We start from the raw sequence: 22,377 nt of genomic DNA on the forward strand, positions 1-22,377 counted from the left end.
GCTTGTCTCTCTCCTGACCCGCGGGAAAAACGGCAAACTGTGAGCGTGATAGGATTTTCATATGTTTTATCAGAGAGTTATTTTGCGACAATCGCGCTGGCAGATCGTGCTACGGAAGCGCTGGTTCAGGCTGTGCTGCCGCGGCAACCGGCCATCTGTCCAGCGGAGTCTGCTGTTTTTACCGCCAGGTCGCTGTTTATTTGCGCGTGCTCACAGCGTTGTAATTTCACCGGCGGGCTGTTTGACTTTATTTTTTTATTAAAGTAAGTATGGGTGAGCGCGTTTTCTATGCGGCTTCAGTCTGCGGGATGCAGGCGGTGAGATGAAGGGATGCCGATCCTGGTCTGGAGAAGGTGATCATAATGTCTGTTTCCTCAGTTGGTTCGTTCCGGGTTCGCAGTCTGGGTCGGCTTTTGGCGGCAGGCTTGCTGGCGGGCAGCGTTGCCCACGCCGCGCAGGCTGCCGTTACCCTGAATGAGTGGGATATCTATAACTATCCACAGCAGACCGCGGCGGTGGATGAGGGTATCAAAGAGTTTACGCAGCAGAATCCGGGCATCGTGATTAATCGCTCGGTTCACTCGTTTGAAGATACGCGTATTCCGCTCAAGCTGGCACTGACCGCGGGCGACGGTCCGCAGATCGCCCAGGTGAATCAGGGCGGTGGCGATATGGGATCGCTGGTAAAAGATAAGCTGCTGCTACCGCTTGATAGCTACGCCAGCGCTGATGGCTGGACCACGCGCTTCCCTGACTCGGTCCTCAAGCGTAACCGCTGGTCAGACAGCGGTGAGTTCGGCAGCGGCAAACTGTACGGCGTTGCCAGCCTCGGCGAGATGGTCGGGCTTTACTACAACAAGGCCCTGCTGGATAAAGCGGGCATTGCGGTACCCAAAACGCTGGCCGAGCTGGAGAGCGCCATGGCGAAGCTGAAGCAGCAGGGCACCGCACCGATGATGCTCGGCCTGCTGGATGGCAACATGGGCCAGCAACTGCTCAGCACGCTGTGGCAGGCGCAGATAGAAAGTCATGACCGCAAGACGCTGGATAATCTGATCTACGACGTCGGCGGCAGCTTTAAAGATGACAAACTGGTTAAGGCCGCCAGCATGATGAAGAGCTGGACCGATAAAGGCTACTTCTTCCCTGGCTTCCAGGGCATCGGTCATGATGATGCCGCCACGCTGTTCCAGAACAATCAGGCGGCGTTCCTGGTGAGCGGTACCTGGTATCTCGGCCAGTTTAAAGATAATAAAGATATCCATTTTGCCGCGATGCCTGCCGGTGAGGGGGTGAAACAACCGCTGATGGTCGGCGGCACCGATCTGGCCTTCTCGGTGACCAGCACCGCGAAGAGCAAAGAGCAGCAGGATGCGGCGGCGAAGTTCATCAACTATATGGTGTCAGATGCGATGGCTGACCGCTGGCTGAAGGTCGGCTTCCTGCCGGCCAGCACCAACAAAGCGGCGAAAATGCCGACGGACAATCCGCTGCTGGCCGAAGCCTGGCAGGTGTGGCTGACGCTCAATGACTATGACGGTTTAGGCCACTACGTAGACTGGGCAACGCCGACCATGAATGCCGAACTGAATCAGAACGTCCAGTTGCTGCTGGCCGGCCGTCAGACTGCCGATCAGATGGTCGCCAATTTCGACAACAACTATCAGCGTTACCTGAAAACCCTGAAACATTAAGCCGGTGGCCCGGCGCATCGCCGGGCCTGAGCGTCGTTCTGAGCCACGAGTACGGTTATGTTGAATTTAAGCGGTTGGCGTAATTTTCTCTATGTTCTGCCGGCGGTGCTGGTGTATGCGGTATTTCTGCTGTTGCCGCTGCTGGCCTCGCTCGGTATCAGCTTTACCGAATGGGACGGCACCTCACTGCCGGTATTCAGCGGCGTCAGCAACTATCTGCGGATGTTCAGCGATCCGGTGTTCTGGATCGCGCTGGGCAATAACGCCATCCTGATGCTGTTCTATACCCTGCTGCCGATTAGCATTGGCCTGCTGCTGTGCAGCTTTTTGTATGACACGCGCAACAACAGCGAACGCAGCGTGCTGCGCATTCTCTTCTTTCTGCCCTATATCATGCCGATGGCGGTGCTGGGCGTGGTGTGGCGCTGGTTATATAACCCGGCGTTTGGCCCGATCGACCAACTGCTGCGTGCCATTGGCTTACCGCAGCTGGCGATGTCATGGCTGGGCGATTTTACCTGGGCACTGCCGGCTGTCGGCTTAGTCGCCACCTGGTACTTCTTCGGCTTCTGTCTGGTGCTGTTTATGGCGGGCCTGCAGCGAATGGATCCCTCGCTGCTGGAAGCGGCCGACCTGGATGGATCGTCGCGTCGCCAGAAGTTTATGCGCATTACCCTGCCGGCCCTGCGGCCTGAGGTGCGGATTGCGCTGCTGCTGACGGTGATTGCCAGCCTGAAAGCCTTTGACCTGGTCTATGTGATGACCCAGGGCGGGCCGGGCACGTCCACCATGGTGACCAATATCTTTATGTATAAGCAGGGTTTTGACCTGCACTACTTTGGCTATGCGTCGTCAGTGGCGGTGTTCAGCATGCTGATTGTGTTAGGGATTAACTACCTGATTCACCTGGCCTTAAAGGAGCGATACTGATGCGTAGTACGCCGGTGATTTCACGCACGCTGATCTGGATCGTGGCGCTGATGACTATTCTGCCGTTTCTGATGGCGCTGATGACCTCGTTCAAAACCCAGATGGAGCTGTTCCAGGGGGTATTCACGCTGCCCGCCTCGCTGAATTTTAAAAACTACCTCACCGCCTGGCAGCAGGGACATTTTAACGTCTACTTCCTCAACTCGGTGCTGGTGGTCATCCCGGTGGTGCTGTGCAGCGTGCTGCTGGGGATTCTGGCCGGATTTGGCTTCGCCTGGCTGAAGATCCCCGGTAAAAAAGCGATCGCGGCGATGCTGGCGCTCGGCATGGTGTTGCCGAGCGAGGCGTTTATCATCCCGCTCTACCACGAGCTGCGCTGGATGGGGCTGACCAATACCTATCTGGCGCTGATTTTGCCGCAGATTGCCCTGTCGCTGCCGTTTACAACCCTGATGATCGCCAGTGCCTTTCAGCAGGTGCCCAAAGAGCTGGTGGAAGCGGCGGTGATGGATGGTGCCTCGCGGGTCAAAATTTTGTGGGGCATCCTGGTGCCGGCCATCTGGCCGACGCTCTCGACGCTCGGGCTGCTGCTGTTTATCTGGACCTGGAATGAGTTTTTAATCCCGCTGATTCTGGTCAATAAAGATGAACTGCGTACCTTACCGATCGGCATGATGTTCTTTCAGAATAAAAACACTATCGACATTCCGGTGCTGATGGCGGGTGCGATGATTGTCATCCTGCCGCTGGTGGCGGTGTTCCTGATTTTCCAGCGCAAGTTTATCAGCGGCGTGACCGAAGGCGCCGTGAAGTAATCTGTGATCGCCGGCACGGAACGGGGCAGTGGCGACCAGACAAAGGTTTGCGGCACCGGAACGTGCTGCAATTCTTCCTCCTCACTCTTGCGGGAGACGCATGATGCACCTTTCCCTTGCCGATTTTCATCCTGCCGCCGACGGCGAAACCCTGGATACCGCGGTGCTGCAACGCGCGATGGATCAGATTGCCGCCGCCGGCGGTGGCCGCCTGACGCTGCCTGCCGGGCGCTACCGCAGCGGCTGCCTGAATCTGCCCTCTGATTTTGAACTGCACCTGGAGGCGGGTGCGGTGTTGATCGCCAGCCAGCAGCTGGCCGATTACCAGCCGGTACAGGCGCTGAGCAGCGCCGAGAAGTCACACAACGTGCTGCTTTACGCCCTTGGCCAGCGCAATATCACCCTGAGCGGCACCGGCCGGATTGATGGCGAGGGCGAAGCCTGGTTTGCCACCGAACGTGATGAGCAGGGCTATCGTCTGCCGCGCGCCGACCGCCCGCGCATCATCGTTTTTGAAGATTGCGAGCAGGTCAGGCTGGAAGATTTCACCATCGTGCAGGCACCGATGTGGACCGTGCATCTGGTGAGCTGCCGCCATGTGCATATCGACCATCTCACCATCGATAACGCCATGACCATGCCGAACACCGATGCGCTGGATATCGACAGCTGCGAGGCGGTGTTTGTCAGTAACTGCTACCTCAGCGCCGCCGATGATGCCATCTGCATTAAAACCACCCACAAGCCTGCGGCGCTGCGACGTCCGGCCCGCCAGATTATGATCACCAACTGTCTGCTGCGCAGTTACAGCTGTGCCTTTAAAATCGGCACCGAAACCTGGGATGATGTGGAAGATGTGACGGTGACCGGCTGCACCATTTTCGATTCCAACCGCGCAATTGGCATTCTGTCACGCGATGGCGGGGCGATGCGGCGGCTGCTGTTCAGCAATCTGACCTTTGCCTGCCACCATGCACCACCGTGCCATTGGGGCAAAGCCGATCCGCTGTTTATCTCGGTGCGCAGTCGCGATCCGGCGATTGTGCCGGGCCGCGTGGAGCAGGTGCAGTTCACTAACGTGACGGGCGTAGCGGAAGGGGCGATTAACCTGCATGCGGCGCAGCCGGGCGCGATCCGCGATGTGTTAATCAGTCAGGTGCAGCTGCGGCAAAGTGTGGCGTCGGTGGCGTCGGTGGCGCAGGGGCAGTATGACGTCCGGCCGCCGTGTAACCCTGACTCACCGACCGGCATGGGACTGGATAACGCCTATAAGCTCGATCCGAAAACCGGAGAGGCGTTCGGGGTTGAGCGCTATCCCGGCGGATTGCCGGGACTGTTTGCGCGCGGCGTGGAGAATCTGCAACTGCATAACCTGGCGATCGTGCGGCCGGAGCCGTTACCGTCAGGCTGGCACCCCGACAGCGTGGTAGAGCTGCCGGAATAACTCAGAGCGCGGCGGCGATGGCACTACCGAGCTGTTCGGTGCTGGCGCTGCCGCCGAGGTCGCGCGTCAGGTGCTCACCTGCGGCCAGCGTACGCTCAATCGCCGCTAATACCGCATCACCCGCCGCTTTATAGCCCAGATGCTCCAGCATCATCGCGCCGCACCAGATCTGTCCAATCGGATTGGCGATGCCTTTACCGGCAATATCTGGCGCTGAGCCGTGCACCGGTTCAAACAAGCTTGGGAAGTGGCCTTCCGGGTTGATATTGGCGGAGGGCGCGATGCCGATGGTGCCGGTACAGGCCGGACCGAGATCCGACAGGATATCGCCAAACAGGTTACTGGCGACCACCACATCAAACCAGTCCGGGTGCAGCACAAAATTGGCCGTGAGAATATCGATGTGATACTTGTCGACTTTCACCTCGGGGAACTGGCCAGCCATCGCCTCAACCCGGCTATCCCAGTAAGGCATGGTGATCGCAATACCGTTCGATTTAGTGGCGGAGGTCAGGTGTTTTTTCGGGCGGCTCTGCGCCAGCTGGTAAGCAAATTTCAGGATGCGATCGACACCGGTGCGGGTCATCACCGTTTCCTGGATCACCACCTCGCGATCGGTGCCGGGGAACATGGTTCCGCCAACGCTGGAGTATTCGCCTTCGGTATTTTCGCGTACCACATAGAAGTCGATATCACCCGGCTGACGGTTGGCCAGCGGCGCTTTAACACCGGGCATCAGGCGCACCGGACGCAGATTGACGTATTGATCGAACTCGCGGCGGAACTGCAACAGCGATCCCCACAGGGAAACGTGGTCGGGTACCACGTCCGGCCAGCCAACCGCACCAAAGTAGATGGCATCAAACGCTTTCAGCTGCGGAAACCAGTCGTCAGGCAGCATCTTGCCATGCTGCTGCCAGTAGTCGGCGCTGGCGTAATCAAACCACTCCCAGCGCAGCGGAATATTGAATTTTTCAGCCGCCGCATTCATCACGCGCACGCCTTCCGGCATCACTTCTTTGCCGATACCGTCGCCAGGAATTACCGCAATACGATGGATTTTGTCAGTCACAGGGCACCTTTCCGGTTGATGTTCGAATTGTGTACGCAGTATAACTGTCGATTCCGGGGAAATAATGAGCCTGAAACGCAATCCAGTGTTGAATCAAAGTAGAGAATCCCGCACCTCAACCGACGACCTCGCTTTCTTCGTACGGCTTGCCGCGCTGGACAGCCTGACCGCCGCCGCCCGTGAACTCGGGCTGTCGCTGGCGGCCGTCAGCAAACGACTGAGCCAGCTGGAGCAGCGGCTCGGCGTGCAGCTGCTGCGCCGCACCACCCGTCGGCTGGAGCTGACGCCGGAAGGGCGGCGCTATCTGGCGGGGGCGCGTCCGCTGCTGGACCAGCTGGCGGCACTGGAAGAGGCGGTGAGCGGCGAAACTGCGCAGCTGCGCGGCACGCTTAACATTAACGCCTCGTTTGGTTTTGGCCGTCGTCATATTGCGCCCTGTGTGTCGGCATTTGCCGCGCTGCATCCGCAGCTTTCCCTGTCACTGCAGCTCACCAGTCAGCCGCTCAACTTCCTGGACGCGCGCATGGATATCGATATCCGCGTCGGCGAACCGCCTGACTCCCGGTTGGTGGCGCGCAAGTTACGCACCAATCCGCGCATTCTCTGTTGCTCTCCGGCCTACGCGGCGCGGCATGGCCTGCCGGAGACGGTGCGCGATCTGGCGCAGCACAACTGCATTCTGCTGCGCCAGCACGACAGCGATTTCACCCTGTGGCGGCTGATGTGCGGTGAGCAGAGTGTCAGCCAGAAGGTGCGCGGCAGTCTGATTACCAATGATGGTGAAGTGGCGATGCGGCTGGCGATGGATGGACACGGCATTCTGCTGCGTTCGTGGTGGGATGCGCAGCACAGCATTGCCACGGGCGATCTGCTGCCGGTACTGCCGGACTGGCAGGCACCGGATGGCGATATTTTTGCCGTCTGGCAGGCGCAACGGCAATTGCCTGCGCGCATCAGCGCCTTCGTCACGTTTCTGCAACAGCATTTGCAGGTCGGGCCGTGAACCCTGACGGGGTTGTCGTCGACGGCCGGAGATAGCCTGCGACACGCGGCGCTGAGCAGCCCTCAATCCACCGCTGCGTTTACATCTTTTTTACTAATGAGTATGATTCTCATTCTTTTTATTCTGTGTCTTCCCGCCGTGCTGCGGCCTGATGGAAGCCGTTCGCCCCTTACTGGAGTTAAGAATGAAAACCTTATTCAGCCCGCGCAAAGCGGCACTCGCCCTGGCGATTGTCACCACTTTCAGCCTGACGGCATGTCAGCTGCCAGCCCGAAAAGCAGATGCCAGCACGCCGGTTACGGTAGAAACCACCGGCCAGGGCCATCTGACCCAGCGTGAACTGGGCGAAGGTCTGTATGAAATGGCTTACCTGCCGGCAAAAAATGCGCTGTATGTGGCCAGCGCCCAGGGTTTTAAAGATGTCAGCGGCGGCATGATCTATCGGCTGGATGCCACCACGCTGAAGACCACCGGCGAAGGGCATTACGACCTGAAGAACTTCGGGCTGGCCAGCGCGCCTGATGGCAGCGCACTTTACGCCACTAATTCGCTGGATGGCGGCATCTCTGCTATCGATCCGGAAAGCGGTAAGGTGCTGAAGCGCCTGATGTTCAGCGAGAAGAATGAAAAAGGTCTGCCGTTCGGGCCACGTGAAATTTTCCTGCACGACGGGCTGCTGTATGTCGGCGGCGTCGGCGATCCCGGTCTGATCTGGGTGGTGGATGCGAAAACCCTGACGCTGAAAACCCGGATTAAAAACGCCGGCAAATGGGTCACCGGCATCATCTATTCTCCGGTCAGCGATCGGATTTATGCGGCCAACGGCAGCGGCGAAATTCTGGTGATCAATCCGCGCAATAACAAAATTGAACAGCGCCTGACCGCGGGCGATGGCAAAGAGTATCTGTTCCTCAATATGGCCGAAGATCCGGCGACTGGCCGGCTGTTCGTCACCGATAATTCAAAAGCTAAAAATACGCTGGTGTTTGATGAACGCAGCGGCAAGGTGATTAAGCGTCTGGATCTCGGGGATTCACTGGGGATTAAATTTAACGGCAAGCGCAATGAGATCTACATCAGTCAGCGTGAGTCGAAGAAAGTGCTGCAGCTGGATGGCACCACCTATGCGGTGAAAAATAGCTGGTCGTTTGACAGTCATCCAAACAGCCTGCTGGTATCACCCGATGGTCAGACCCTGTATGTGACGGTGAAGCAGGGCTTTAATCCGGATCACAGCAGCCAGGGGCCGGACAGCGTGGTGCGGATCGGGCTGGAATGACGGACGCAGGCGGCAGGTTGCCGCCTGAAAATTCAGGGACGCCGCAGCGTCCCTTTTTTATTTTTCAATACCCTGAACCAGGATCGCGCGATAGTTCGCCCCTTTCAGACGATGCACTTTGGCCGCCTGATATTCCGGGCTGTCATACCACGCATGTGCCGCTTCACGGCTCGGGAATTCCAGAATAACTACACCTTCCGCTTCCTGGCCTTCCAGCGTTTCCAGTTCGCCATAAAAGGCCAGCGGGTTGATCGGGTGATCGCCGCGTGCCTGGCCCGCTTTCTCGGCGTAGATCGCCATTTCATCTTCGTTCAGGGTGTTATCACGAATAAATACAACGTAAGCACTCACAGGGTGTCTCCTTAAGCTTTTTTATCCTGGGTCTGGGTATCAAAGTCAGATGCATCATGACGCTCATGCAGCTGATCGGCCGGGTCGCCCATTACACGGTTAACCTTGCGGCCACGGATCACGGCAGGACGCTGAGCAATCTCTTTCGCCCAGCGCACCACATTTTTATAGGACTGCACATCGAGGAATTCGGCGCCGCCATACTGGTCATTCAGCACCAGATTGCCGTACCACGGCCAGGTCGCGATGTCGGCGATGGTGTAATCCTCACCGGCGAGATAGCGATTATCGGCCAGCTGACGATCCAGCACGTCGAGCTGACGTTTGGCTTCAAGGGTAAAGCGGTTGATGGCGTATTCAATTTTCTCTGGCGCGTAGTGATAGAAATGGCCAAAACCGCCGCCGAGATAAGGCGCAGAGCCTTGCAGCCAGAACAGCCAGTTCAGCGTTTCGGTACGTTGCGCCAGATCTTTTGGCAGGAAGTAGCCAAATTTTTCTGCCAGATAGAGCAGGATATTGCCCGATTCAAAGACCCGAATCGGCGGCGTGGCGGAGTGGTCACTCAGCGCCGGAATTTTGGAGTTAGGGTTAACCTCAACAAAACCACTGGAGAATTGATCGCCTTCGCCGATGCGGATCAGCCAGGCATCATATTCGGCATCAATCACGTTAAGCGCCAGCAGCTCTTCCAGCAGGATGGTCACTTTCTGGCCGTTCGGCGTGCCGAGCGAATAGAGCTGCAAAGGATGCTTGCCGACCGGCAGCGCTTTTTCATGGGTAGGGCCAGCGAACGGGCGATTGGTTTTAGCGCCGTTGCCTTTTGCTTCGGGATCCCAGCTCCAGACTTTTGCGGGCTGATATGCATTTTCCGACATAGTGAAGGTTCGCCTTGTGGTGTGATGTTTGTCTGGAGTGTAGCAGGTGAATAAAAGCCGGTTTAACTCTGCTGGCGGTGATCGCGGCCTGGCCCGTTGCCTGCCGTGTGGGTTATCGGCTGAGGGCGACGCGAGAGATGAAGGGCAAACCGTGCCCGCCGCGCGGATGGCGAGGCGGGCAGAAAGGCGGCAAAGCGCGACTGGCTGCGGCCGGGTGAGGTTATTTGCTGAGTAACTCGCGCTCGATCAGTTCGCGGGTCTGCACTGCCTGAACCTTCATCTTTTCCGGGTAACCAAACAGCGAGGCGGCGATGATCGGCTCACCACCCACTTTGTAACTGCGTGTGGCAAAGTTAGTGTCGCGCAGCGTCTGGAACAGGGTATCGAAATCGACTTCGCCTTCGCCAACGCCGACGTGCTGGTGAATCGTGGCATCAACGCCGGGCGGGTTAACGATGTAGCGGCAATGTTTGGTGTGGTTCATGGTGTCAGCGATCAGCATGTGCGACAGATCGTCTCCGGCATACTCCAGCATCGGTTTTACATCGCCTTTGCCTTTGTCGTAGAAGAAGGTATGCGGCGCACTGTAGATGTACTTGACGTTATCGCTGCGGAACGACTTCACGATATCCACCGTTTCGTTGTTCTCTTCGCAGAAATCCCACGGGTGCGCCTGAATCTCGACCCGGATCCCTTCACGTTCGATAATCGGCAGCAGCTCCTCCATCGAACGATAAAACATCTCTTCACAGATCTCCGGCTCATTAGGCGTGCCGGAGAGTTCGGTGTTGATCACCTGCACGCCCATCTCAACCGCAATCTCAATCATCCGTTTCCAGTTTTTCACTGCCGCCTGGCGGCGCAGCTCGTCCGGACCGGACCAGCGATAGACCACAATAAAAGAGGAGATCTCCAGCCCGGTGGCGCGCAGCGCGTTTTTATATTCAGTCATGATTTCGCGGCTGGCTTTGGGATGCTTATAAAACGGGTTGATCTGCGGATGCGGCGACTGTTCGATATATTTATACCCCCAGTCAGCCACCTGATGGACCATGCGGGTGATGCCCAGGTCTTTAATCACATCCACATCAAAAGCGATTTTCATCTGTCTGCTCCGGAAACATTAACGTTACTGTTCTTCATTAAAGGTGACGCCGATCTGCTGCCTGACGCTGTCGATGGTGGCCAGGGTAGTAATCGCCTGGTCGAGCGAGTGGATCGGCGAATCAGTCAGGTTCTGCCCGATACACCAGGCGAAGTGGTTGATTTCATGACACAGCTGCAGATAGCGGTTGGCGGGCTCTTCCCAGTACAGGCTGTGGCGACCCTCGCTGGAGGTGAGGCGAAAATTGCCTGGCGCATAGAACTGCCCCTCCAGCACCAGGCTGGCATCACTGCCGGCAATCACCGCGCCGCCAGGCGTGTTGCTGAACAGTGTGGTATTCAGCAGCGAATGCATGCCGTGGCGATGCGTCAGCAGCATTGACGTCTGACCGTTTACGCTGCCACCGGGCACCGGCTGGCCTCTGGCGATGATGCTGTCGGGCGCGCCACCGCCGATAAACACGCTGAGTGCCACCAGGTAACTGCCGAGATCGAGCATCGGCCCGCCTGCCAGATCGTGGTTAAAGATGCGGTGATCCGCGGTAAAAAATTCGCCGTGATCGGCAATCAGGGTGTGAACCTCGCCGAGCACACCATCCGCCAGTAACTGTCGGATTACGTCATATTTCGCTGCGAAGTTGCACCACATCGCTTCCATACACAGCAGGTTGCGGGCTGCGGCCGCCTGCTTCAGCTGCGTTGCCTGCTGCGCATTCAGCGCCAGCGGCTTCTCAATCAGCAGGTGCTTTCCGGCCGCGATAGCGCGCAGGCCATCCGGAAAATGGTGATTATGCGGCGTGGCGATATAGACCGCGTCGACATCCTCACGCGCCAGCAGCGCATCCATGCTGCTGGCGGCATACGCAATTGACCACTTTTCGGCAAACGCCTGGGCTTTGGCCGGATTACGCGCCGCCACGGCTGTCAGTTGCTGGTCGGTATGGTGGCGTAGCGCATGCGCAAAATGGTCGGCAATCCAGCCGGGACCGATAATTCCCCAGCGCAGCGACGGCAGGGTTCGGGCATCGGGTAAGCGTGGGGTGGGAAGCGTTGAGGGAAACATACCCATTCCTTCTTTTGCGTGCAGGGTCCAGTCAGAACCCCACTATAGAAAGCCTGTTGCCACCGCTCTAATCATTTGATGATGCGATTCCATCAGGGAAGTTAACGCCAGATTTTTACCCGTTTTAGCAAATGCCCGTTTTAAAAAGAATCAAAAAAGAAATGAAAATTTCATTTTGCGAAGGTGATCAAAGTAATGACGTATTTTCTATCAAAAAAATGAGAGAAAATGTGCCTGGTCATGACAGGATTAACTGCTGCCGCGCAACGGCAGAGAAAACGCTGAAGGGGAACTGCCCATTTCGGCAAATGAGGACCGACAGCGGGAGAAGGATGATGTCAAAAGTAACCATGACGGCAATTGCAGACGCGGCAGGCGTAGGGGTGGCGACGGTCGATCGGGTACTGAACCGCCGGGCACCGGTGCGCAGCGTAACCGAGCAGAAGGTGCTGGCGGCGGCCCGACAGCTCGGCTATCGGCTGCCTGCGGCGTACAGCCTGCCTGAGACGCAACCCGCTGCGGCTCAGCTGCGTTTTGGTTTTATCCTGCTGCCGGCCCGTTATTCGTTTTATCAGCAGCTGAGTGAGGCGCTGCAACAGCGGGCGCGCGGGCATCAGCCGGCAGGCAGCGAAACTGAATTTCGCTGGCACGACATACATGAAGTGGAGGCGGTCGCCAGCTCTCTGCGCCAGCTCGCGCAGCGTAACGATGTGATTGGCCTGGTGGCGCTGGATCATCCCTTAATCCGTCACGCTATCCAGGATGTGTCGCGGCTGGGCGTGCGGGTCTACGCTCTGTTGTCAGATTTTTCGCCCTGCGAGCACGCCGGTTTTATTGGCATTGATAATCAGAAGGCGGGGCGAACCGCCGCCTGGATGGCGCAACATCTGCTGCGTCAGCCGGGCTGCGTCGGCGTGTTGCTTGGCGACCATCGCTTTACCTGTCAGGAGAGCAGCGAGATCAGCTTCCGTTCCTATCTGCGTGAATCGGGCGTCAGCCAGCGGGTGCTTGAGCCGTTAAAAACCCATGAATCAAATGAAGGCGGCTATCAGGCCACCCGCCAGTTGCTGGAGCAGCATGATGATCTGGTGATGATTTATGCGCCCTGCGGTGGCATTGAAGGTGTGGTGCAGGCCCTGCGAGACAGCGGCCGCCGTCAGATTGATTTGCTGTGCCACGGTCCGCTGCCCGGCGATGAGCTGGCGCTGATTGACGGCACGATATCACTGATGCTGCGGCACCGGATTGATGTGATGGCCGATGCGGTGATCGCCACCTGCCTGAACGGCGGGAGCGAGCAACGTGGTAACTTTGCCCAGGTGACCGTACCGTTCGAACTGGTGACGCGCGAAAACCTGTAAAACAGCGGTTTTAACGCATTTATGATAGAAAGCTATCATAAAATGAAGTTATTAAACGCGATCGCTATCAAAAAATGAAACTTTCATTGTTGTCTGTGATGAAATTTTTATTTGATACTGCCAGCTGTTCTCATCGCACAGGCAGATATCATGACCCTACACATTGCAAATGCGCCCTGCAGCTGGGGCGTAGACGATCCGAATAATCCATGGCTGCCGCCCTGCCAGAAAGTACTGACGGAGGCCGCGCAGGCGGGCTACCAAAGTATCGAGCTGGGTCCCTGGGGCTACCTGCCAACCGATCCCGATGAGCTGACCCGGCAGCTTAATCATCATGGCCTGTCGCTGGTGGCGGGCACCATTTTTGATGATTTAGTCAGTGAAGCGAATTTTCCGGCGCTGGTGACGCTGACCCACAACCTGTGCCGCAACCTGGCGCAGGTCCCGACTGCAACAAGAACCGCAGGCGTTAACGCGCCGCCGCCTTATCTGGTGATCATCGATTTTGGCAATCCGCAGCGGGCGAAATATGCCGGTCAGTCGGAAAAATCGCCGCGGCTCGACGATGAGGCGTGGCATCGCATGATGCAGCACATCACCATTCTGAGTCAGATCGCCTGGCAGGAGTATGGCGTGCGAGCGGTGATCCATCCGCATGCGGGTGGCTGTATTGAGTTCGCCGATGAACTGGCGCGGCTGGTGAACGATATTCCGCATCAGGTGGCCGGTTTATGTCTCGACACCGGCCATCTCTACTATGCCGGGATGGACCCGATTGACGCGCTGCAACGTTACTGGGCGCGCATCGACTATCTGCATTTCAAAGACGTTCATCATCAGCGGTGGCGCGACGCCATTACGCGTGGACTCGACTTCTTTAGCGCCTGCGCTGAAGGCGTACTGTGTCCGCTGGGGCAGGGCGCGATCGACTATCCGGCGGTGCGTGCTCTGCTGGCAGAACGTGACTATCAGGGCTGGATCACCATCGAACAGGAGCGTGACCCGCGCCAGGCCGACACCAGCCTGGCTGATGTTACCGCCAGCCTGCACTACCTGCGCTCAATCGGATTCTGAGGACAACATCATGATTAACGGTAAAAAAGCACTGAATCGCTCGTTGCGCTGGGGCATGGTTGGCGGCGGCGGGACCAGCTAGATTGGGTATATCCACCGTTCAGCGGCGCTGCGTGACGGCAACTTTTCGTTGCTGGCAGGCGCGTTTGATATTGATGTCGCACGCGGGCGTGAATTTGGCAATGCGCTTGGCGTGGCGTCAGACCGCTGTTATCCCGATTACGCCAGCCTGTTTGCCGCAGAAGCCGAACGGGAAGACGGGATAGAAGCGGTCTCGATCGCCACGCCCAACAATACCCATTTCGCCATCTGTCGGGCAGCGCTGAACGCCGGACTGCATGTGGTGTGCGAGAAGCCGCTCTGCTTCACCGTCGAAGAGGCGGATGAGCTGGAACAGCTGAGCCGGGAGAAGCAGAAGGTGGTCGGCGTGACCTACGGCTATGCCGGACATCAGCTGGTCCATCAGGCGCGTGAGATGATCGCTGCCGGTGCGCTGGGTGAGATCCGCATCGTCAATATGCAGTTTGCTCACGGCTTCCACAACGAGGCGGTGGAGTTACAGAGTGAAAGCACGCGCTGGCGGGTCGATCCGCGCTTTGTCGGCCCGAGTTATGTGCTGGGCGATCTCGCTACGCATCCGCTGTTTATTGCAGAAACGATGCTGCCACAGCTGAAAGTGACGCGGCTGCTCTGTTCTCGTCAGAGTTTTGTCGCCACCCGCGCGCCGCTGGAAGATAACGCCTTTGTGATGATGGAATATGACAACGGCGCAGTTGGCACGCTGTGGGCCTCGGCGGTGAATGCTGGCTCAATGCACGGCCAGAAGATTCGGGTGGTGGGCGCTAAAGCCAGCCTGGAGTGGTGGGATGAACAGCCAAATCAGCTGCGTTATGAAGTGCAGGGCGAACCGGTGCGGATTCTGGAGCGTGGCATGGGGTATCTCAGCCCGCGCGCACTGGAGGAGGACCGTATCGGCGGCGGTCATTCCGAAGGGCTGTTCGAAGCCTGGTCGAACCTTTACCGTCGCTTCGCGCTGGCAATGGACGCCAGCGATCGTGGCGACAGCGCCTTCCTGCAGGATTTCTGGTATCCCGATGTGCATGCCGGATTGATGGGCGTGCGCTGGGTGGCGCAGTGCGTGAAATCAGCGGATGCCGGTGCGGTATGGGTCGAATGCTGAGGCAAGGCGTGGCGTGAGCCTTCGAGGCCGGGTTTGCCGCGCTGAAATGCAAAAACCCGCCAGAGGCGGGTTCTTTAAAGATGGTGCCCGAACCCGGAAAAAAATGCCGGGAGCATTTTTTCATCGCACGCTGGCGTGCAGACCCGCAGGGCGAGCCACAGGGAAGTGGCGAGTACATCGAACCTTCGGGGCCGGGTTCGCCGCGCTGAAATGCAAAAACCCGCCAGAGGCGGGTTCTTTAAATATGGTGCCCGAACCCGGACAAAAATGCCGGGAGCATTTTTGCATCGCACGCTGGCGTGCGGACCCGCAGGGCGAGCCACAGGGAAGTGGCGAGTACATCGAACCTTCGAAGCCGGGTTTGCCGCGCTGAAATGCAAAAACCCGCCAGAGGCGGGTTCTTTAAATATGGTGCCCGAACCCGGAAAAAAATGCCGGGAGCATTTTTTCATCGCACGCTGGCGTGCAGACCCGCAGGGCGAGCCACAGGGAAGTGGCGAGTACATCGAACCTTCGGGGCCGGGTTCGCCGTCCTGAAATGCAAAAACCCGCCAGAGGCGGGTTCTTTAAATATGGTGCCCGAACCCGGAATCGAACCAGGGACACGGGGATTTTCAATCCCCTGCTCTACCGACTGAGCTATTCGGGCAACGGGGCGCATTAAACCGTAAAGGCCGCTGGGCGTCAACGGCTTTCACCAAAAAACCACGGGAAACGTGACTGATTGCCTGATTTTCAGTCAAAGCGGGTAAAACCTCAGGCCAGCGCGCCGTTTTTACGGCACAACGCAATGCTGTAAACATCTTCCGCCAGCCGCTGAGCCGTGGCGACATCCTGCACGTTGCGCTTCACCAGCAGTTTACTCAGGCAACCTTCCAGAATCAGCTCCATCTGATCGGCCACCATGCTCGGGTTGTCCAGCGCCTGGTCTAGCAGAATCTCATGCGTAAACTGCCATGACGCGCGCTTCTGCTGTTCCGCCAGTTGATGAATTGGCTGATCCGGCTGCGGATAGAAACTACAGGCGGCAATAAACAGACAGCCAGGGAAGCGGCCTTTGCTGACGTGTTCGCTTAGCACTTCATAACGCGCCATCAGCTTCTGGTCCGGCGACAGCGTCTCATCCAGCATGATCTGACGCCGCCAGGTATCAATCTGCTGGGCGTGATAACGCAGCGCATCATAGAGCAGGGCGTCACGATCGGGCCAGAACAGCCGGAGCTGATCGAGAGAAAGGTCGGTCTGGCCCGCCAGGGTTTCCAATGAGAGGGTGGCGGCGAGGCCGTTTTGTTCAAGCACATTCAGTGCATGCTCGAGTATTTGTTCACGCTGCAAGTGACTCTCCTCTGGTATGCAGGCCCGGCTGTTCACCGGACATAAGCCTGACTCCAGTGTTGTTTACGGGGTGAATTTCTGCAAATGTGCCCGGAAATCGGCGGCATTGAGAAACCCGGTGATGCGCGAGTCCGCGATCTCGTGGCCTTGCGCATCAAAGAATAAAATGGTCGGTAATCCCAGCACCTGAAGATGCTGCAACAGCGCATTATCGCTGGCGCTATTGGCGGTCACGTTGGCCTGTAGCAGCTGCACCCGGCTCAGGCTATCGCGTACCGCGCTGTCGCTAAAGGTGTATTTTTCAAACTCTTTACAGGCAACACACCAGTCGGCATACAGATCGACCATGGTGATGCGGCCGTTGGCCTGTTGCAGCGCCGTCTGCAACTGTTGCGGCGTCTGGACGGTCTGGAATGGCAGGTGGGCGACAGCCTGCTGCTGCGCCGGGCCGCCAAAGGCCCAGTCCTGTAGCGGACGGGCGCTGATCAGTGCGGCGGCCAGCACGATAATCTGTACGACGCGCCACTTGCCACTGCTGGCGCGCAGGCTGACGCTGAACGCCCAGCCAAAAAAGGCCACGCCCAGCAGGCTCCACAGCCGCAGTCCCCACAGGTCGCCCAGCACTCGCTCCATCAGGAAAACCGGCAGCGCCAGGATAACGAAACCAAAGCCCTCTTTTACCGTCTGCATCCACGGTCCGCTCTTCGGCAGCAGCTTATTGCCAAACAGGGTCACGGCGATCAGCGGTAAGCCCATCCCGACCGCATAGAGCCAGAGAGTACCGGCGCCGGCCCATAAATTACCGCTCTGGGCGATATAGAGCAGAATAGCGCTGAGCGGCGCGGTGGTGCAGGGCGAGCAGATTAAACCGGCCAGCGCGCCCATCAAAAATACGCCTGGCAGCGAGCCGCCCTGCTGGCGATTGCTCCACAGGGTTAAGCGGGTTTGCAGGCTGGCCGGCAGTTGCAGCGTAAACAGACCAAACATCGACAGCGCCAGCACGATAAACAGCGCCGACAGTGCCGACAGCACCCACGGATGTTGCAGGGCTGCCTGGAAACGCAGCCCGGCAGCCGCCACGATCAGACCCAGCAGGGTGTAGGTCAGCGCCATGCCCTGGACATAGACCATCGCAAGCGCAAACAGTCGGCCAAAAGAATAGTGGCGCTGGCCGCCAAGAATAATGCCGGAAATCAGCGGATACATCGGCAGCACGCAGGGCGTGAAGGCGACGCCAATGCCGATCAGCAACGCCCACAGCGGTGAAAACGGCAGCGGCGTGGCTGGTGCAGGCGCGGTATTAACCGGCGCAGCAGCAGTGCTGGCCGCTACCGGACTCAGCGGCACGGTGCGGGTTTCGGGGGGATAACAGAATCCGGCGGCGGCACAGCCCTGATAGGTGACGCTAAGCGTGGCCCCACGGGCGGCCTGTTGTAGCGTTACCGGCACCGTCAGATCCTGCCGATAGATCTGGCTCTTGCCGTAGAATTCATCTTCGTGCGGCTGACCGGCGGGCAGCGTCAGCGGTGCCAGCGTGGCGTTGGCCGGCGTGACGTGGATCTGCTGACGATAGAGGTAGTAGCCCGTTTTTACTTTCCAGTGCAGGTTGAGCTGCGCTCCCTGCTGGTCGAAATCAAAACCAAACGCCTGATCGACCGGGACAAAGCGGCTGCTGGCGGGGTTGGAAAAAAGCGATGCGTGCGCCTGCAGGCTGATAAACAGCACCAGCAGCAGCGTAATTAAGCGAGAGATGCGTGCAGCCATGACAAGTATTCACTGTCTCCATGTTGAACCGGAAGCGCCAGCAGTTCAGGCACATCGTAGGGATGCGCCTGCCTGAGCAGATCGAACAGTGCCTGCTGGTGATCGCTATCGCATTTCAGCAGCATCTGCACTTCGCTGCTCTGTTCGAGCTGACCCTGCCAGACGTAATACGAGGTAGCACCCGGCAGCAGCGTGACGCAGGCCGCCAGTCTGGCCTCAAGCGCCAGGGCGGCCAGACGTTGCGCCGTCGCCTGATCGGGTGCAGTGCAAAGGACAACGATGGCGTTCATCGTAATGCTCCTGTTTAAAAGAGCCCCGATGATAGCACGCTCAGTCAGCGACGCGATTATCGGGCTATAACAGCAACCCGCCAAAGACAAAGCCCGCCATCACCGACAGCGTAATGGCGATCACGCCGGGAATGATAAAGGCATGGTTGAAAACAAACTTGCCAATCCGGGTCGATCCGGTGTCATCCATCTCCACGGCCGCCAGTAAAGTCGGGTAGGTCGGCAGGACGAACAGCGCCGAAACCGCGGCAAACGAGGCGATGGCGGTAAGCGGCGACACGCCCAGCAGCAAGGCGGCAGGCATCAGCGCCTTAGTGGTTGCCGCCTGCGAGTAGAGCAGCATTGAGGCGAAGAACAGCACCAGCGCCAGCATCCACGGGTAGGTTTTCAGCATATCGCCGGCCACCATCTGGATCTCTGCCAGGTGGGCTTTAACAAAGGTATCGCCCAGCCAGGCGACACCCATCACGCAGATACAGGCACTCATGCCGGACTTAAAGGTGCTGGCGCTGAGGATCTCGCTGGTATCCAGTTTACAGGTCAGGCTGATCAGGGTGGCGATAGTCAGCATAAACACCACAATCGCTTCATTACGCGGCAGCAGCGGGTTGGCGATCAGGCCAAGACTGGCACTGGTGAGCGTGGCGTAGACCACCACGGCGATGATACCGAGCAGAAACAGCAGCACCGATTTTTTCGCGCCCGGTTTGGGCTGGTAGACGCTGGCACCGCGCAGCGTAACGTCGCCTTTCGCCAGTCGCGCCTGGTAGACCTCATCATCCTTCAGCTCTTTACCGAGGAAGTTGGTCACCAGCGCGGCCAGAAACAGGCCGACCATGGTCGAGGGGATCGCGATAGCCAGCAGCGTAATGTAGCTGATGCCACGCGGCTCAAGCAGGGTAGCGAAGAATACCACCGCCGCTGAAATGGGCGAGGCGGTAATGGCGATCTGCGAAGCGACCACGGCGATCGACAGCGGGCGCGAAGGGCGGACGCCTTGCTCTTTCGCCACTTCAGCGATTACCGGCAGCGTCGAGAAGGCCGTATGACCGGTACCCGCCAGCAGCGTCATCAGATAGGTTACCAGCGGTGCCAGTAGCGTGACGTGACGCGGATGACGGCGCAGCAGCCGTTCGGCGAGGCTGACCAGATAATCCATTCCGCCGGCGACCTGCATGGCCGCGATAGCCGCAATGACCGCCATAATAATTTCGATCACGTCGAACGGGATCATGCCCGGCGGCAAGCCAAAGCCCAGCGTCAGGATCAGCACGCCCATGCCGCCAGCGAACCCAATGCCAATGCCGCCAAGGCGCGCACCCAACCAGATCGCCAGTAAGACGACAAGCAGCTCAACCACAAACATGCATCACTCCTGAGAATTTAACCTGAGATTATCAGTTGTGCTGTTTACCAAAGAAAAAGGCACACCGTGTTGATCGCGGTGTGCCTTTAGTAAACCAGCGTCGGTTAAACCTTACTGCTCGTTTTCGTCGGTATAACGTTTCGCTTTATAAACCGGATACATCAGGTTCTGGACCGAGAAAATATCGTCCAGCTCGCTTTCGGTCAGCAAGCCGCGCTCCAGCACCACTTCACGTACGCTTTTACCGGTTTCGGCGCAGATTTTGCCGACGATATCGCCGTTATGGTGGCCGATATACGGGTTAAGGTAGGTGACGATACCGATTGAGTTAAAGACGTAGGCTTCGCACACCGCGCGGTTGGCGGTAATGCCGTTGACGCACTTCTCCAGCAGGTTGTAGCAGGCGTTGGTCAGGATGCTGATCGATTCAAACAGCGCCTGGCCAATCACCGGCTCCATTACGTTCAGCTGCAGCTGACCGGCTTCGGAAGCCATGGTGACGGTGATGTCGTTGCCGATCACTTTGAAGCAGACCTGATTAACCACTTCCGGCACTACCGGATTGACTTTGGCTGGCATGATCGACGAACCGGCCTGTAACTCCGGCAGGTTGATTTCATTCAGGCCAGCGCGCGGACCGGAAGAGAGCAGGCGCAGGTCGTTACAGATCTTAGAGAGCTTCACCGCCAGGCGTTTCAGTGACGAGTGCACCATCACGTAGGCACCGCAGTCTGAGGTCGCTTCGATCAGATCTTCCGCCGGCACCACCGGCAGGTTGCTGACTTCCGCCAGACGCTGCACGGCAAGGTGCTGATAACCGTCCGGCGTATTCAGGCGGGTACCGATGGCGGTCGCGCCGAGGTTCACTTCCAGCAGCAGCTCGCCGGTGCGCAGAATGCTTTTGGTCTCTTCATTCAGCAGCACGCTGAAGGCGTGAAATTCCTGACCCAGCGTCATCGGCACCGCATCCTGTAACTGGGTTCGGCCCATTTTGAGGATGGTCTGGAACTCGTCGGCCTTACGCTCAAAACCGTCGGCCAGCTGGCTGATGCCATCCAGCAGCTTCAGCAGCGAACTGTAAACCGCGATGCGGAAACCGGTCGGGTAGGCGTCATTGGTCGACTGACATTTGTTCACGTGATCGTTAGGGTTGAGGTACTGATATTCACCTTTCTGGTGGCCCATCAGTTCCAGACCGATGTTTGCCAGCACCTCATTGGTGTTCATGTTGACCGAGGTGCCAGCACCGCCCTGATAGACATCCACCGGAAACTGATCCATGCAGCGGCCTTTATTGAGCACTTCATCGCAGGCCTGAATGATGGTATCGGCAATGTTGCGGGGGATCGTTTGCAGCTCTTTGTTGGCCATCGCCGCCGCTTTTTTTACCATCACCATCCCGCGGACAAATTCGGGTATGTCGCTGATTTTACTGTTGCTGATGTAAAAATTTTCAATCGCACGCAGAGTATGAACGCCATAATAGGCATCCGCCGGTACTTCGCGCATACCTAACAGGTCTTCTTCGATACGAATGTTGTTCGCCATGATAACCTTCTTGTTGTTGCCGCTAACCATCACAGATGATGTGTTTATTTTGTCGTGGTGTACCCGTAACGACATTTTATCCGTCTTCATACTGGTGAGCACGATCATATTCTGATGCATCAGAAAAGTACGCATGCAGATCACTTAATGCTGCCGTCAGGTTAACGATATGTGAAACAGGTTACAAAATTAACCCTGCGGGATAAATTTGACAGGATCGGTTGAAAATGGCGGCACGGGTGCCCATCTCTTTTCTTATCATCACTAAGATGAACGCTTTCTGCTGAACGGCACGCTGCCGGTCAGCCCACACTTACAGGAGAGTACGGTGCGCTGGATACCGTTATTAGTCTTTTTTGTCCTGGCCTGGATTGAAATTTCACTGTTTATTCAGGTCGCCCACGTCATGGGCGTGCTGCTCACCATGCTGCTGGTGGTCTTCACCTCCTGCATCGGGGTGTCGCTGGTCAAAAATCAGGGCATGAAGAATTTCATGCTGATGCAGGAGAAGCTGGCGCGTAATGAAAGCCCGGCGAAAGAGATGATCAAGAGCGTGTCGCTGATCATCGCCGGTTTTCTGCTGCTGCTGCCCGGCTTCTTTACCGACCTGCTGGGCCTGTTGCTGTTGCTGCCGCCGGTGCAGAAGCATCTGACGCTGAAGCTGATGCCGCATCTGCGCGTCTGGCGCGGTCCGGGTGCCGGCCCTGACAGCGGCTATACCATGGATGGCGAGTTCGAACGCAAAAACAGCGATCGCCTTGAGCACCATGACGATCCGAAAGATCGCTGACGGTGTCATTGCCACAGTAAAACGCAACCTTCGGGTTGC

At 57.8% G+C, this 22,377-nt stretch carries 19 protein-coding genes, 1 tRNA gene and 1 pseudogene; 10 read left to right on the forward strand and 11 right to left on the reverse strand.

What is annotated here, in order from left to right; all coding sequences use genetic code 11:
- The first annotated feature begins 362 nt into the window (after positions 1-362).
- From FHW04_RS06375 to FHW04_RS06390, 4 genes are all read left to right on the forward strand, one after another.
- Entirely contained in the window at positions 363-1,694 is a 1,332-nt protein-coding gene (locus tag FHW04_RS06375) for an extracellular solute-binding protein (RefSeq protein ID WP_046288566.1), read from the forward strand.
- A gap of 57 nt (positions 1,695-1,751) precedes the next feature.
- Positions 1,752-2,624 (forward strand): carbohydrate ABC transporter permease, encoded by an 873-nt coding sequence (locus FHW04_RS06380; RefSeq protein ID WP_031377781.1) that lies wholly within the window; start codon positions 1,752-1,754, stop codon positions 2,622-2,624.
- A complete protein-coding gene (locus FHW04_RS06385) occupies positions 2,624-3,439 on the forward strand; it encodes a carbohydrate ABC transporter permease (protein WP_031377780.1) in 816 nt (271 codons plus the stop codon). Before FHW04_RS06380 ends, FHW04_RS06385 begins: the two co-directional genes overlap by 1 nt.
- A 103-nt stretch (positions 3,440-3,542) precedes the next feature.
- Positions 3,543-4,883, forward strand: coding sequence for a glycoside hydrolase family 28 protein (locus FHW04_RS06390; protein ID WP_089561328.1), 1,341 nt, complete (start codon positions 3,543-3,545; stop codon positions 4,881-4,883).
- A 1-nt stretch (position 4,884) separates the two neighbouring features.
- Here the strand turns inward: FHW04_RS06390 and FHW04_RS06395 are convergent, their stop codons facing one another.
- Positions 4,885-5,955, reverse strand: coding sequence for a tartrate dehydrogenase (locus FHW04_RS06395; RefSeq protein ID WP_031377778.1), 1,071 nt, complete (start codon positions 5,953-5,955; stop codon positions 4,885-4,887).
- Positions 5,956-6,019: 64 nt separating this feature from the next.
- Between FHW04_RS06395 and FHW04_RS06400 the strand changes: the two genes are divergently transcribed.
- Both FHW04_RS06400 and FHW04_RS06405 read left to right on the forward strand, forming a co-directional pair.
- Positions 6,020-6,958: a LysR family transcriptional regulator gene (locus FHW04_RS06400; protein WP_069728779.1), complete on the forward strand. Its 939-nt coding sequence runs from the start codon at positions 6,020-6,022 to the stop codon at positions 6,956-6,958.
- A 184-nt stretch (positions 6,959-7,142) separates the two neighbouring features.
- Positions 7,143-8,237 (forward strand): YncE family protein, encoded by a 1,095-nt coding sequence (locus FHW04_RS06405; RefSeq protein ID WP_031375482.1) that lies wholly within the window; start codon positions 7,143-7,145, stop codon positions 8,235-8,237.
- A gap of 57 nt (positions 8,238-8,294) precedes the next feature.
- On the opposite strand, the gene FHW04_RS06410 is transcribed toward FHW04_RS06405, so the two are convergent.
- The 4 genes from FHW04_RS06410 to FHW04_RS06425 all read right to left on the reverse strand — a co-directional run bounded on the left by FHW04_RS06410 (position 8,295) and on the right by FHW04_RS06425 (position 11,630).
- Positions 8,295-8,588 carry a DUF1330 domain-containing protein gene (locus FHW04_RS06410; RefSeq protein WP_069728781.1) on the reverse strand — a complete coding sequence of 98 codons (294 nt, stop codon included), beginning with the start codon at positions 8,586-8,588 and terminating at the stop codon, positions 8,295-8,297.
- Between the two features lie 11 nt (positions 8,589-8,599).
- Complete coding sequence (gene yghU / locus FHW04_RS06415; protein ID WP_031375480.1) at positions 8,600-9,463, reverse strand: glutathione-dependent disulfide-bond oxidoreductase; 864 nt, start codon at positions 9,461-9,463, stop codon at positions 8,600-8,602.
- A gap of 220 nt (positions 9,464-9,683) precedes the next feature.
- Positions 9,684-10,568, reverse strand: coding sequence for a sugar phosphate isomerase/epimerase family protein (locus FHW04_RS06420; RefSeq protein WP_031375479.1), 885 nt, complete (start codon positions 10,566-10,568; stop codon positions 9,684-9,686).
- A 24-nt stretch (positions 10,569-10,592) separates the two neighbouring features.
- Positions 10,593-11,630 (reverse strand): Gfo/Idh/MocA family protein, encoded by a 1,038-nt coding sequence (locus FHW04_RS06425; RefSeq protein ID WP_089561293.1) that lies wholly within the window; start codon positions 11,628-11,630, stop codon positions 10,593-10,595.
- Between the two features lie 335 nt (positions 11,631-11,965).
- On the opposite strand from FHW04_RS06425, the gene FHW04_RS06430 reads away from it, so the two are divergent.
- The 3 genes and pseudogenes from FHW04_RS06430 to FHW04_RS06440 all read left to right on the forward strand — a co-directional run bounded on the left by FHW04_RS06430 (position 11,966) and on the right by FHW04_RS06440 (position 15,245).
- Complete coding sequence (locus FHW04_RS06430; RefSeq protein WP_089561294.1) at positions 11,966-12,991, forward strand: LacI family DNA-binding transcriptional regulator; 1,026 nt, start codon at positions 11,966-11,968, stop codon at positions 12,989-12,991.
- A gap of 150 nt (positions 12,992-13,141) precedes the next feature.
- Positions 13,142-14,065 carry a TIM barrel protein gene (locus FHW04_RS06435; protein ID WP_089561295.1) on the forward strand — a complete coding sequence of 308 codons (924 nt, stop codon included), beginning with the start codon at positions 13,142-13,144 and terminating at the stop codon, positions 14,063-14,065.
- 10 nt (positions 14,066-14,075) lie between these two features.
- Positions 14,076-15,245: pseudogene (locus FHW04_RS06440) on the forward strand (Gfo/Idh/MocA family protein).
- A 573-nt stretch (positions 15,246-15,818) separates the two neighbouring features.
- On the opposite strand, the gene FHW04_RS06445 reads toward FHW04_RS06440, so the two are convergent.
- The 6 genes from FHW04_RS06445 to aspA all read right to left on the reverse strand — a co-directional run bounded on the left by FHW04_RS06445 (position 15,819) and on the right by aspA (position 21,548).
- Positions 15,819-15,894 (reverse strand) — tRNA-Phe (locus FHW04_RS06445).
- A gap of 107 nt (positions 15,895-16,001) precedes the next feature.
- Entirely contained in the window at positions 16,002-16,580 is a 579-nt protein-coding gene (gene dicD, locus FHW04_RS06450) for a division control transcriptional repressor DicD (protein ID WP_069728785.1), read from the reverse strand.
- Positions 16,581-16,643: 63 nt separating this feature from the next.
- Positions 16,644-18,344, reverse strand: coding sequence for a protein-disulfide reductase DsbD (locus tag FHW04_RS06455; protein ID WP_089561296.1), 1,701 nt, complete (start codon positions 18,342-18,344; stop codon positions 16,644-16,646).
- Entirely contained in the window at positions 18,320-18,634 is a 315-nt protein-coding gene (cutA, locus tag FHW04_RS06460) for a divalent cation tolerance protein CutA (RefSeq protein ID WP_031375474.1), read from the reverse strand. Before cutA ends, FHW04_RS06455 begins: the two co-directional genes overlap by 25 nt.
- A gap of 64 nt (positions 18,635-18,698) precedes the next feature.
- Positions 18,699-20,000 carry an anaerobic C4-dicarboxylate transporter gene (locus FHW04_RS06465; RefSeq protein WP_031375473.1) on the reverse strand — a complete coding sequence of 434 codons (1,302 nt, stop codon included), beginning with the start codon at positions 19,998-20,000 and terminating at the stop codon, positions 18,699-18,701.
- 111 nt (positions 20,001-20,111) lie between these two features.
- A complete protein-coding gene (aspA, locus tag FHW04_RS06470) occupies positions 20,112-21,548 on the reverse strand; it encodes an aspartate ammonia-lyase (protein ID WP_031375472.1) in 1,437 nt (478 codons plus the stop codon).
- Between the two features lie 328 nt (positions 21,549-21,876).
- Here aspA and FHW04_RS06475 point away from each other — a divergent pair, with 328 nt between their 5' ends.
- The gene (locus FHW04_RS06475) at positions 21,877-22,338 is read left to right on the forward strand and encodes an FxsA family protein (protein WP_031375471.1); all 462 of its coding nucleotides are present in this window, start codon (positions 21,877-21,879) and stop codon (positions 22,336-22,338) included.
- Positions 22,339-22,377 lie beyond the last annotated feature (39 nt).

Origin of the sequence: Pantoea sp. AN62, from assembly GCF_050432985.1 — a bacterium.
Lineage (GTDB): Bacteria > Pseudomonadota > Gammaproteobacteria > Enterobacterales > Enterobacteriaceae > Pantoea > Pantoea brenneri.

Coding starts and splice junctions, on each gene's coding strand:
- FHW04_RS06375 (WP_046288566.1), top strand. CDS start 363: ATGTCTGTTTCCTCAGTTGGTTCGTTCCGGGTTCGCAGTCTGGGTCGG.
- FHW04_RS06380 (WP_031377781.1), top strand. CDS start 1,752: ATGTTGAATTTAAGCGGTTGGCGTAATTTTCTCTATGTTCTGCCGGCG.
- FHW04_RS06385 (WP_031377780.1), top strand. CDS start 2,624: ATGCGTAGTACGCCGGTGATTTCACGCACGCTGATCTGGATCGTGGCG.
- FHW04_RS06390 (WP_089561328.1), top strand. CDS start 3,543: ATGCACCTTTCCCTTGCCGATTTTCATCCTGCCGCCGACGGCGAAACC.
- FHW04_RS06400 (WP_069728779.1), top strand. CDS start 6,020: ATGAGCCTGAAACGCAATCCAGTGTTGAATCAAAGTAGAGAATCCCGC.
- FHW04_RS06405 (WP_031375482.1), top strand. CDS start 7,143: ATGAAAACCTTATTCAGCCCGCGCAAAGCGGCACTCGCCCTGGCGATT.
- yghU (WP_031375480.1), bottom strand. CDS start 9,463: ATGTCGGAAAATGCATATCAGCCCGCAAAAGTCTGGAGCTGGGATCCC.
- FHW04_RS06420 (WP_031375479.1), bottom strand. CDS start 10,568: ATGAAAATCGCTTTTGATGTGGATGTGATTAAAGACCTGGGCATCACC.
- FHW04_RS06425 (WP_089561293.1), bottom strand. CDS start 11,630: ATGTTTCCCTCAACGCTTCCCACCCCACGCTTACCCGATGCCCGAACC.
- FHW04_RS06430 (WP_089561294.1), top strand. CDS start 11,966: ATGTCAAAAGTAACCATGACGGCAATTGCAGACGCGGCAGGCGTAGGG.
- FHW04_RS06435 (WP_089561295.1), top strand. CDS start 13,142: ATGACCCTACACATTGCAAATGCGCCCTGCAGCTGGGGCGTAGACGAT.
- FHW04_RS06455 (WP_089561296.1), bottom strand. CDS start 18,344: ATGGCTGCACGCATCTCTCGCTTAATTACGCTGCTGCTGGTGCTGTTT.
- cutA (WP_031375474.1), bottom strand. CDS start 18,634: ATGAACGCCATCGTTGTCCTTTGCACTGCACCCGATCAGGCGACGGCG.
- FHW04_RS06465 (WP_031375473.1), bottom strand. CDS start 20,000: ATGTTTGTGGTTGAGCTGCTTGTCGTCTTACTGGCGATCTGGTTGGGT.
- aspA (WP_031375472.1), bottom strand. CDS start 21,548: ATGGCGAACAACATTCGTATCGAAGAAGACCTGTTAGGTATGCGCGAA.